Origin of the sequence: Aeromonas finlandensis, assembly GCF_000764645.1 — a bacterium.
GTDB classification, from domain to species: Bacteria; Pseudomonadota; Gammaproteobacteria; order Enterobacterales; family Aeromonadaceae; genus Aeromonas; species Aeromonas finlandensis.
Map to the genome: position 1 here is coordinate 1 of NZ_JRGK01000101.1, position 11,567 is coordinate 11,567.

Below are 11,567 nucleotides of genomic sequence, written 5' to 3' on the forward strand. Positions count from 1 at the left end.
CCTGATCAGAACAGGGCAATCTCCTCAGCGGTCAGCTCGCGGTATTCACCGGGGGCCAGCTCTTCATCCAGCGTCAGGCCGCCAACCCGCTCGCGATGCAAGCCAACGACCTTGTTGCCGATGGAGGCAAACATCCGCTTGACCTGATGGTATTTACCTTCGTGGATGGTCAGGCGGGCCTCGCACTCACCGAGGATCTCCAGCTGGGCAGGACGGGTTTTATCGGTCTCATTGCGCAGGTATACCCCTTCGGCGAACAGCTCGATCGCATCCGGGTTCACCGGATCGGCCAACCAGACGTGATAGGTCTTGGCACACTCGTGGCGCGGCGAGGTGATGCGGTGGGACCATTGACCATCGTCGGTCACCAGCACCAGACCCGTGGTATCGAGGTCGAGGCGACCCACCACGTGCAGCTTGCCCATCGCTGGCTCATCCATCAGGAAGAAGACGGTCGGGTGATCCGGATCCTCGTTGGAGCAGACGTAACCTTCCGGCTTGTGCAGCATGAAATAGCGGTTGCGCTGCTCCAGCGTCAGCAGCACGCCGTCAAACTCGATCTGGCTCTGATCATTGATATGAAAGGCGGGCTGCTTGACCACAATGCCATCCACCATGACCTCACCCTGACGGATCAGTTTGCCTGCCAGCGAACGGGTCAAATCGGAACAATCGCACAGAAATTTATCAAGCCGCATTCACAACCTCGGAGTCCAACAAGTAAAGGGGCGTCATTATATCGGGCGGGAGCGACAACGCCACTGTTAAGGGGTTGCCGATTATGACGAACTGACCATCCGATGTTACACTTCTCCGGTATGACCCATCTGAACGATACTCATAATAATAAGAGTCAGGAAGCCCCCCCATGAAGTCTCAAGCATCCTATCCCGTCATTCCCGTCAACCAGCTGAAACCCGGCATGTATGTCATTGCTATCGCCAGCCAGACAGGTGGGATGGAGATCGCCCAGATGGGCATGGTGACCAGCGTGGCGCAAATCGCCAATCTGGTGCGTCAGGGGGTGCTCACGGTGCGTATCGATCTGGCCCGCAGCAAGCTGGGCAGCACCGAAAGTGATGCCATCACCACCCCCGATCTCAATGCCAATAGCCCCCAGGTGGGACGTCGCGCCAGTGCCAACGGCGAAGGGGGGGAGCTGAAGATCCGCCGCCTCTATCAGGAAGCGCGCGAGCTGCAAGGCAAATTCATTCGCCATCTCAAGGCGGGTGAGCCCATCGACATCACCCCGCTGGCCGAAGTCGCCGAAGAGATGGTGGACACCATGTTCACCCACGGCGATGCCATGCTCTGTCTGGCCCGCATCCGTGCCAAGGATGCCTACCTGATGGAGCACTCCATGAACGTGGCCATTCTGCTCGCCAACTTCGGCCGCTATCTGGGGCTGGAGCGCAGTGTGCTCAAGGAGTTAACCCTGGGTGGCCTGCTGCACGACGTGGGCAAGATCATGACTCCGGACGAGGTACTCAACAAACCGGGCAAGCTGACCGACGAGGAGTTCGCCATCATGCGCCAGCATGTGGTGCACAGTTACGAGATCCTCCGCAATACCCCGGGCATTACCCCCACCATGCTGGAGGTGGCCGCCAACCACCACGAACGGCTCGACGGCACCGGCTACCCGCAGCGACTCAAGGGGGATCAGCTCTCCCTCTATACCCGGATGAGCGGTATCGTCGATGTCTATGATGCCATCACTGCAGATCGGGTCTACAAGGCTGGCATGCAGCCGACCCAGGCCTTCCGCATTCTGCTCAAGGGGATCAATCAGCACTTCGACGCCGAACTGGTGACCAAGTTCATCAAGTGCATGGGGGTCTATCCGGTGGGAACGCTGGTGCAACTCTCAAACCAGCGGTTGGCCATCGTGATGCAACGCAACGAGCAGCAGCCGCTCAAGCCGGTGGTCAAGGTGATCTATCACGCCACCCAGCGTCACTACCTCGATGTGCAGTGGCTGGACCTGGCCAAATCAGGGGTGCAGGAGAGCATTGAAAACACGGTCGACCCCAAAGAGTTTGGCATCAACCTCGTCAACTTCTTCTAATCCCTTACCTCACAATTCATGATTGGCGCTGGCTGTCGAGCCAGTGCTGGATCAGAAACTCCTCATCCAGTGGCGAGAGATCGAAACGCAGGCTGGCCTCTTCAATCGCGGCGATATCGTGCAGATGGTGCTCGCTGAGCCAAAGCACCGCACGACGCAAATCTTCACCATGGGGGAGCAGCAGATGGTCGCTCATGGAATACCTCCGGTAAACTGCAGGGCGGCCAGCGAACGTGGCCACCTCTTTCAAGTCTAGTCGGTCAATCCCCATCACCCGCGCCTCCTCACCCTCCCCCGTCTATCACTGCAATTAGGCAATTAGCGGCCGAAAGCGCGTTGCCAATCCTGATCAAACTTCACCAGCGCCGCATCCACCGCAGGCACGTTCAGCAGCTGCTCCGCCACATCGAGCGGCAATGTGATGGATTGGCAACCGGCCAGCAGGCAGTCGAGGGCCTGACGGGGAGTACGGAATGACGCCGCCAGCACCTTGCTGTTCGGGGCGTGCAGCTCAAGCAGCTGTTGCAGCTCCTGCACGGTGGCGATGCCATCGCCGCCCTGAGCGTCCAGCCGGTTCACGTAGGGAGCGACATATTCCGCTCCCGCCACCGCGGCCAGCCAGCCTTGCAGCGGGGTATAGACCGCCGTACCCAGGGTCGGCACGCCGTTGGCGGTCAGACTCTTGATGGCCGCCAGCCCCTCTGCACATACCGGGATTTTGATCACCAGATCCGGGTCCAGCTCACGCAGGGCGAACGCCTCACGCACCATCTCGGTTTCGGTTTTGGCCATCACCTGGGCAAACAAGCGCGCCTTGGGGCCCAATACGTCGCGCAGGGCGGGCAGCAGCTCGCTCAGCGGCAATCCCCCGGCGGCGGTAATGGAAGGATTGGTGGTGACACCGGCCAACGGCAGGATCCGTGACCAGCGACGCACTGCCGCCACATCGGCGGTATCGAGATACAGCTCCATCTCTAACTCCTTAACGGGATGTTCAATATGTCGCCATTCTAGCGATAAAACATCTGCAAATTGCTTGATCGAAATCAAATCAACTTTCGAATGAAAGCAAATAGAATGAAAAACAAAAGGAGGCGGTATGATTTTCGATCTGCAACGATATTCAACTCACGATGGCCCCGGCATTCGCACCCTGGTGTTTCTCAAGGGGTGCTCGCTGGCCTGTCTGTGGTGTCAAAACCCGGAAAGCCGCTCTCCCAAGCCGGACATACTACTCGACCGGCGCCAATGCATCGAGGGATGCCAGCTCTGCAGCCAGGCCTGTCCGGCAATCTTGCGTGACAGCGAGGGCATCCAGCTCACCCGTTCAGCCCTCAAGGCCGAAGATATGGAACGGCTGCGCGGCCTCTGCCCCAGCGAAGCGCTGCAGGTGTGTGGCCGGGACGAAACGCTGGACACCCTGATGGACACCATCTTGCGGGACCGTCCCTTCTTCGAGCGCAGCGGCGGTGGCGTAACACTCTCCGGTGGCGAGCCTTTTATGCAGCCCGACTTTGCCGCAGCCCTGCTGGCCCGCTGCAAGGCAGAAGGGCTGCACACCGCGGTCGAAAGCTGCCTCCATGTGCCCTGGCACCAGATTGAGCCAAGCCTCCCCTCACTGGATCTGGTGCTGGCGGATCTCAAACACGTGGACAAGAAGCGTTTCTTCAACTGGACCCGCGGCAAGGTGGAGCTCCCCATCGCGAACCTCAAACGCCTCGCCGAATACGGCGTGCCGATGCAGATCCGGGTACCGCTCATTCCCGGCTTCAATGCCGACAGAGCATCAATCGAAGCCATAACCGACACCGCCGCCAGCCTCGGTACGGTGCAGGAGATCCACTTCCTCCCCTACCACACCCTGGGGATGGGCAAATATGCCCTGCTGGATCTGCCCTATCAGGCGCCGGAGACACCGCTCGACGACCCCGATTTACTCCACTTTGCCCACGCATACGCCCAACGTCAGGGGCTGACCCCTGTGACCAGAGGATAAGATCATGACCCAGCTCGACCTCAATACCCTCAGCCCACGGATCCGCGCCCACAAAGAGAGCCTGATCCACATCGTTCAGCCACCGGTCTGCACCGAGCGTGCCCGCCACTACACCGAGGCCTATCAGGCTAACCTCGCCCGCCCGCTGCCGGTGCGCCGCGCCCTGGCGCTGGCTCATCACCTCAAGGAACGCACCATCTGGATCAAGCACGACGAGCTCATCGTCGGCAATCAGGCCAGTCAGGTGCGGGCGGCGCCGCTGTTTCCCGAATACACGGTGAGCTGGATTGAGAAGGAGATCGACGAGCTGGCAGACCGCCCCGGTGCCGGTTTTGCGGTCAGCGAAACCGACAAGGCGATCATTCACGCTATCACCCCCTTCTGGCGCGGCCAGACGGTGCAGGATCGCTGCTTCGGCCTCTTTACCGACGAGCAAAAAGCGCTGCTGGAGAGCGGTATCATCAAGGCCGAGGGCAACATGACCTCGGGAGATGCCCACCTCGCGGTCAACTATGAGGAGTTGCTCACGCTGGGGCTCGATGGCTTCAAGGCCAAGGTGGCCGAGCGGCGCAGTCGGCTGGATCTGACGGATTGGGCCGACCTGCAGCGCGAGCAGTTCCTGCACGCCGTCGCCATCACCCTCGATGCGGTCAGCGATCATATCGGGCGCTACGCCATCCTGGCTGGCGAAATGGCCCAGCAGGAATCACGACAAGATCGTCAAGCCGAGCTGCAGACCATTGCGCTCAACTGCGCCCACATCGCCCACCAGCCACCCGAGACCTTCTGGCAGGCGCTGCAACTCTGCTACTTTATCCAGCTCATCCTGCAGATCGAATCCAACGGCCACTCGGTGTCGTTTGGCCGGATGGATCAGTACCTCTACCCCTGGTATCGCCGCGAAGTAGAGCTGTCGGAATCCCTGTCACGCCCCCGCGCCATCGAACTGCTGCAAGGGTGCTGGCTCAAGTCGCTGGAGGTGAACAAGATCCGCTCCGGCACCCACTCCAAGGCCTCCGCCGGCAGCCCGCTCTATCAGAACGTCACCATTGGCGGCCAGAACTGGCGGGATGGCAAGGCCCATGACGCGGTCAACGGCCTCTCTTACGCGATTCTGGAGTCCTGTGGCCAGCTGCGCTCCACCCAGCCCAACCTCTCGGTGCGCTACCACGCCGGGATGAGCGAGGATTTCCTCGACGCCTGCATTCAGGTGATCCGCTGCGGCTTTGGCATGCCCGCCTTCAACAACGACGAGGTGGTGATCCCCGAGTTCATCAAGCTCGGGGTGAGCGTGGAGGATGCTCACCACTACGCCGCCATCGGCTGCATCGAGACCGCAGTGCCCGGCAAGTGGGGCTATCGCTGCACCGGCATGAGCTTTATCAACTTCGCCCGCATCCTGCTGGCGGCGCTGGATGGCGGCCGCGACGCCACCACAGGCCAAGTATTCCTGCCCCAAACCCAGTCGCTGCGGGAAGGAACCTTTGGCAACTTTAACGAGGTGATGGCCCGCTGGGACGAGCAGGTGCGCTACTTCACCCGCAAATCCATCGAGATCGACTGCGTGGTCGACAGCGTGCTGGAAGCGCAGGCCCACGACATCCTCTGCAGCACGTTGGTGGATGACTGCATCGAGCGCGGCAAGACCATCAAGGAGGGGGGCGCCGTCTATGACTGGGTCTCCGGTCTGCAGGTGGGGATCGCCAACCTCGGCAACAGTCTGGCGGCCCTGAAGAAACTGGTGTTCGAACAGGGTGTGGTGGATCAGCACGAGCTGGCTGCCGCGCTGGAGCAAGATTTTGCCGGGCTGGCAGGGGAGCAGCTGCGCCAGCGCCTCACCAATGCCGCCCCCAAATATGGCAACGATCTGGACGAGGTAGACCTGCTACTGGTGCAGGCTTACCAGAGCTACATCGACGAGCTCAAGGGGTTGCACAACACCCGCTTCGGCCGTGGTCCCATCGGCGGAACCTACTATGCGGGCACCTCCTCCATCTCGGCCAACGTGCCGTTCGGTGCCGCCACCATGGCCACCCCGGATGGACGCCACGCCCGCACACCGCTGGCGGAAGGGGCCAGCCCCTCCTCGGGTTCAGATCGTCTCGGCCCGACGGCGGTATTCAACTCCATCGGCAAGCTACCCACGACGGCCATCCTCGGCGGGGTGCTGCTCAACCAGAAGCTGAGTCCGGCGAGCCTTGAAAACGAGCGGGACAAAACTAAGCTGATGAGCCTGCTGCGCACCTTCTTCGAGGTGCACAAGGGGTGGCACGTGCAGTACAACATCGTCTCGCGGGAGACCCTGCTGGCAGCCAAGGCCAATCCGGATCAGTACCGGGATCTGGTAGTCCGGGTGGCGGGCTATTCAGCCTTCTTCACCGCCTTATCCCCGGATGCGCAAGATGATATTATCGCCCGCACCGAGCACAGTCTCTGACAGGGCGCTCCCCATGGCGCCTGTGACGTCATATGATTGGCAAGCCACCCCCGGGTGGCTTGTCGCTATCCACCACCTTGCATGCGAGCGCACCATGAATCCACGCCACCAACTGATCCTCACTCTGGTCCATCAGGCTCGCAAGATGAGCGTGAGTGAACTCGCCCAGCACACCGGCGTCTCCGAGGTGACGGTGCGTAACGACCTCACCATGCTGGAGAAACAGGGACTGCTCAGACGGGTACATGGCTCGGCCATGGCGCTGGAGACCGATGACCCGGATGCCCGGATGAACATCAATTACCTGCTCAAGGAGCGCCTCGCCGAGCGGGCCGCCCAGCTGGTGGAAGATGGCGAGACGGTCTTTATCGAAGGGGGCAGCGCCAACGCCATGCTGGCGCGCCATCTGGCCCTGCACAAACGGGTAACCATCATCACCATCAGCAGCTATATCGCCCATCTGCTCAAAGACACCCCGGCTCAGGTGGTGCTGCTCGGCGGGCTGTTCCAGCATCAGAGTGAAAGCGTGGTGGGACCGCTGACGCGCCTCTGTATCGAGCAGGTGCACTTCTCCAAGGCCTTTATCGGGGTCGACGGTTTTCACCCCGAGGTGGGCTTTACCGGCCGCGACATGATGCGGGCCGATGTGGTCAACAGCGTGCTGGCCAAGGGGATGACCAATGTGGTGATCACCGACAGCAGCAAATTTGGCGCCATCCACCCGAGCCAGCTTGGCGCGCCGGGCCAGATCAAGGTGCTGGTCACGGACGATGCCCTGCCCGCCCCCATGCGTGCGGCCATCGCGGCCAAGGGGATCACCCTGCACTGCGTTGCGGCCTGATCTGCCCTGATCTTGCCATCAGGACCCGCCACCGGCCCCTCCACCAGAAAAACCCAAACGGGTCTTTCTCCTTGACACTCACCACCTGCCCAAGGGTATGCTCCCCCCCTTGCCGATCGCGCCGAGCTGTGTAAACCCACCCACTCGCCGCACTGCTGATGACAAGGATTTCAACCATGCAAACCAAGGACAAGTGTCTGGCCGCTCTGGTCATCCTCTGCTGGGGGCTCAACTTCGTCGCCATCAAGTGGGGGCTGGAAGGCATTCCCCCTCTGCTGCTGGGTGCGCTGCGCTTTATCGGCGTGGTCTTCCCCGCCATCTTGCTGGTGCCCAAACCCGCCATGCCCTGGCGCTGGCTGCTGGCCTATGGCAGCGCCATCAGTCTGGGACAGTTCGCATTTCTGTTCAGTGCCATGAAGTTCGGCATGCCGGCAGGCATGGCCTCACTGGTGCTGCAATCCCAGGTGGTGTTCACCCTGCTGTTTGCGATGATCTGGCTGGGGGAGCGCTGGCAGACCCACCACTGGGTGGCGCTGCCCTTGGCGGGTTTCGGCCTCTATCTCATCGCCACCCACGGTGAAGGCAACCTGACCCTGTTAGGGTTTGTCCTGACGCTGTGCGCGGCAGCCTGTTGGGGCCTTGGCAACGTCATCAATCGCCAGATTGGTCTGCGCTATCACACCTCCCTGCCCAGCCTGATCGCCTGGGCCGGGCTGGTGCCGATAGTGCCGTTTTTCGCCCTCTCCTGGCTGTTCGAAGGGCCGGAGCTGATAGCCAGCAGCCTGCTCAACTTCAGCTGGCAGGGATTGCTGTGCGTGCTCTATCTCTCGTATGTCGCGACCTGGCTGGGTTACGGTCTGTGGGGACGGCTGCTGATGCGCTACCCGGTGGCACAGGTGGCGCCGCTCTCCCTGCTGATCCCCTGTGTCGGCATGGTGGCGGCCGCCCTGCTGCTCGATGAACACCCGACCGCCTTACAGTGGCTGGGCTCAGCGCTGGTGCTGCTCGGCTTTGTGGTGCATCTGCTAGGTAGCCGACTGCGCTGGTTCAAACCACAGAGTACGACATGATGAGCGCCTGCCAATTTGCGCTATTTCATTGACCTGACAGGATAAAATTTTCATGATGAGCCAGTCCCCATCGGGACTGACATCACCAGAGCGTGATCTGCAGGAAGCAGACTTTCAGGAGAGCAAGGACATGCCATCGACCATCACCGCCGGGGGGCGCAGCCTCCCCCCTATCATTCGCGCCACCGCCATCACCCTGACCCTGTGCTGGAGCTCGTTTGGCTGGAGTGCCACGCTGCCCGCTGACTTGAAGTGGGAGAGCAACAACACGGATCCTCTCTATGCCGATCCGGCCGCCAAGCGCGGCGGCACCTTTCGCACCTTTATGACCAGCTTCCCCCTGACCTTGCGCAAATATGGCCCCGACTCCAACGGCGGCTTTGCCGGTTACGTGAGAGAGAGCAACCTGCCACTGCTGAGCACCCACCCCGTCACCGGCAACCCCATGCCGATGCTGGCCAACGAGTGGGCCTTCGGCGCCGACCACAAGACCCTCTATTTTCGCATCAATCCCAAGGCGCGCTGGTCAGACGGCCAACCGGTCACCGCCGATGACTGGCTCTTTACCCTCAAGATGATGCGCAGCAAAGAGATCAACGACCCCTGGTACAACAACTACTACAGCACCCAGATCACCGACATCACCAAGTTTGATGATCACACCCTGGCCATCACCAGCGGCACCGAAAAGAGCCGCCAGGATCTGCTCGAATCACTGCCCATCAGCCCGGAGCCGAGCCACGCCATCAAGCTCACCGCCAACTGGGTCAAGGAGTACAACTGGAAGGTGTTGCCGGTCACCGGCCCCTATCAGATCGATCAGGTGAAAAAGGGCAAATCGGTTACCTTTAAACGGATTGAAAACTGGTGGGGGGATGATGAGCGTTACTTCCAGCATCGCTTCAATCCCGCGCGGATCGAGATCAAGGTGCTCAGGGATCTGAACATCGCCTGGCAGCACTTCCTGCGCGGCGATCTCGACAGCTTCCCGCTGGTGATGCCCAACTGGTGGCACGACAAGACCAAAACCGCCGAGTTCGAGAAGGGTTATATCGCGCGTACCTGGTTCTACAACCAGACCCCGCAATCGCCGATGGGGCTCTATCTCAACACCGCCGATCAGCTGCTCAAAGACCTCAATGTGCGACTCGGGATCCAGCATGCCCTCAACCTCGACAAGATGCTCACCACTCTGCTGCGGGGGGATTACCAGCGCCTCAACAGTTATGGCTCCGGTCAGGGGGAGTTTACCAACAGCGAGATCAAGGCCCGTCCGTTCGATCCCAAATTGGCACGGGAATACTTTGCCAAAGCCGGTTTCAACAAGGTGGGACCACAGGGGATTTTGCAAAACAACAAGGGGCAGTCACTGACCCTCACCATCACCTACACCACCGCAGAGCACGCCCAGCGGCTCACGCTGTTACGGGAAGAGGCCAAGAAGGCGGGGCTTAATCTGGAGCTCAACCTGATGGATGCATCGGCTGGTTTCAAATCGATGCTGGAGAAAAAGCACCAGAGCGCCTGGATGGCCTGGGCGGGCAGCCGCTATCCCGCCTATTGGGAGTTCTTCCACAAGGTCAACGCCAACAAGCCCCAGACCAACAACATCATGAACATCGATGACGATGCCATCACGGCTCTGGTGGAGCAGTATGACAAGGAGTTCGACTTTGCCAAAAAGGCGGCCCTGTCACGGCAGATCCAGCAGCGGCTCTATGAGCTGGCCAGCTTCGTGCCCGCCTATCAGGTGCCCTACACCCGGGAAGGGGCCTGGCGATGGATCAAACTGCCCAAGGTGCCCGCAACCCCCAAGAGCGAGCTACTCTACTGGCCCCTCGGTGGCGACAACAGCGGTTACAGCTACGGCGGCCTGCTGTGGATCGACGAACAGGTGAAAACTGAAACAGAAGCAGCCATCGAGAGTGGTAAAACCTTCCCCGCCGTCTCTGTGACCGATACCACCTATCAGCAACGCTGAGACCTGATGCACACCAAATAAAGGACCCCGCTCGTTGGCGGGGTCTTTTATCGCAACCGGATGGCTACAAAAGCAAGCGCAGGAGCGATTAAGCGCGCTTGGCTTGCTTCTCGGCAATGGCGTCTGCCACGTCGGCCGGTTCCAGCACGATACCTTCCTGATCCGGGGTCGGGAATACGGCAACACACAGCTCGTCCTGCTCCATACCGTCAACCCAGCGCTCCAGCCACACCTTGAGGGTGATGGACTGCGGCTTGCAATCGGCCCACTCGCCTTCGGCCCACGCCTTGGCGTACTCCGGGTGCGGCCATACCGGGATGCAATCTTCATCATCGGTGGTCAGCATCATGACGCCATGCTCGTCAGTCAGAACGAACAGCTCTTCATGCTCGACCAGCTTGCTGATGAAGTGATCGTAACGGTAGTCAGCATTCAGTTGCAGCGCGGCATTGCGCTCGGTGTCGCTCAGTTCATAGCTCATTGGCCAAGTCTCTCTCTCAATAAAGGGCGCCATGTTCACATCTTGTCGTCAGCTTGTCCAGCTTGTAGCCCCTTGGCACCGGATGGGGAGGACAATGACGCCCATAAGGATAGAGCAGCCTCCTGGATAGAGAGACCGCCTGCCGTCATATTGCCCCTTTTACAGCGCTGGCGTGATCAGCTCCACATCAGGCTGCTCGCTCAGCTTTTGCCGCAACCAGTAGGCGGACTCCACCTCGACAAAGCAGAGCAGATCCCGGCCATTGGCCGCCATCGCCATCAGCTGTTCAAAACGCAGCTGTTGCTGTTGCTCCCAGGCGGCAGCGAGTTTGGCCCCGTGGGCCTCATCCACCACTTCGCGGCGCAGCTCGAACAGGTTATCGGTGATCGGGCTGTTGATCTTGGCAGCGCTGTGCCAATACATCAGCAGGTTATCCATCATCTCGGTGTCGTAGTTGGCCAGCGCATCCAGCTCGGGCGTATCACCGCTGTCACTGGCGGCAAAATCACACCAGCCCGCATCGAGCGACGCCAGCTCATGAGCCCCCTTGGCATGCTTGCGCAACAGCGCGATGTCGGCCCCCTTGCGTGCAGGCAACCACACCTCGCCCTGATGGGCATCCAGCAGTGACGTCAACGAAGCAGCGGGGTAGACAGGAAAGCGGGCACAAAGTGAATGCAGCAGGGATACCAG

General features: G+C 60.5%; 11 protein-coding genes. 6 read left to right on the forward strand and 5 right to left on the reverse strand.

Annotation, left to right across the window (positions count from 1 at the left end):
• Positions 1-5: 5 nt before the first annotated feature.
• Positions 6-698, reverse strand: a complete 693-nt coding sequence (gene rsuA / locus LD28_RS0110230) for a 16S rRNA pseudouridine(516) synthase RsuA (protein WP_033136866.1) — start codon at positions 696-698, stop codon at positions 6-8.
• A gap of 170 nt (positions 699-868) precedes the next feature.
• On the opposite strand from rsuA, the gene LD28_RS0110235 reads away from it, so the two are divergent.
• Positions 869-2,068, forward strand: a complete 1,200-nt coding sequence (locus LD28_RS0110235; RefSeq protein WP_033136867.1) for an HD-GYP domain-containing protein — start codon at positions 869-871, stop codon at positions 2,066-2,068.
• 16 nt (positions 2,069-2,084) lie between these two features.
• On the opposite strand, the gene LD28_RS0110240 is transcribed toward LD28_RS0110235, so the two are convergent.
• Both LD28_RS0110240 and fsa read right to left on the reverse strand, forming a co-directional pair.
• Complete coding sequence (locus LD28_RS0110240; RefSeq protein ID WP_005334190.1) at positions 2,085-2,264, reverse strand: hypothetical protein; 180 nt, start codon at positions 2,262-2,264, stop codon at positions 2,085-2,087.
• A 122-nt stretch (positions 2,265-2,386) separates the two neighbouring features.
• Entirely contained in the window at positions 2,387-3,040 is a 654-nt protein-coding gene (gene fsa, locus LD28_RS0110245) for a fructose-6-phosphate aldolase (protein ID WP_033136868.1), read from the reverse strand.
• 127 nt (positions 3,041-3,167) lie between these two features.
• On the opposite strand from fsa, the gene LD28_RS0110250 reads away from it, so the two are divergent.
• The 5 genes from LD28_RS0110250 (at position 3,168) to LD28_RS0110270 (ending at position 10,393) form a co-directional block, all read left to right on the forward strand.
• Complete coding sequence (locus LD28_RS0110250; protein ID WP_033136869.1) at positions 3,168-4,064, forward strand: glycyl-radical enzyme activating protein; 897 nt, start codon at positions 3,168-3,170, stop codon at positions 4,062-4,064.
• Between the two features lie 4 nt (positions 4,065-4,068).
• Entirely contained in the window at positions 4,069-6,501 is a 2,433-nt protein-coding gene (locus LD28_RS0110255) for a formate C-acetyltransferase/glycerol dehydratase family glycyl radical enzyme (protein WP_033136870.1), read from the forward strand.
• 94 nt (positions 6,502-6,595) lie between these two features.
• Complete coding sequence (locus LD28_RS0110260; protein ID WP_033136871.1) at positions 6,596-7,342, forward strand: DeoR/GlpR family DNA-binding transcription regulator; 747 nt, start codon at positions 6,596-6,598, stop codon at positions 7,340-7,342.
• A 176-nt stretch (positions 7,343-7,518) separates the two neighbouring features.
• Positions 7,519-8,412 carry an EamA family transporter gene (locus LD28_RS0110265; protein ID WP_033136872.1) on the forward strand — a complete coding sequence of 298 codons (894 nt, stop codon included), beginning with the start codon at positions 7,519-7,521 and terminating at the stop codon, positions 8,410-8,412.
• A 130-nt stretch (positions 8,413-8,542) separates the two neighbouring features.
• Positions 8,543-10,393: an extracellular solute-binding protein gene (locus tag LD28_RS0110270; RefSeq protein WP_033136875.1), complete on the forward strand. Its 1,851-nt coding sequence runs from the start codon at positions 8,543-8,545 to the stop codon at positions 10,391-10,393.
• Positions 10,394-10,481: 88 nt separating this feature from the next.
• Here LD28_RS0110270 and LD28_RS0110275 read toward each other — a convergent pair whose 3' ends face one another.
• Both LD28_RS0110275 and LD28_RS0110280 read right to left on the reverse strand, forming a co-directional pair.
• Positions 10,482-10,874: a DUF2750 domain-containing protein gene (locus LD28_RS0110275; protein WP_033136873.1), complete on the reverse strand. Its 393-nt coding sequence runs from the start codon at positions 10,872-10,874 to the stop codon at positions 10,482-10,484.
• Between the two features lie 159 nt (positions 10,875-11,033).
• Positions 11,034-11,567, reverse strand: a 534-nt coding sequence (locus LD28_RS0110280; protein ID WP_241462289.1) for a hypothetical protein, incomplete at its 5' end; no start/stop codon positions are given.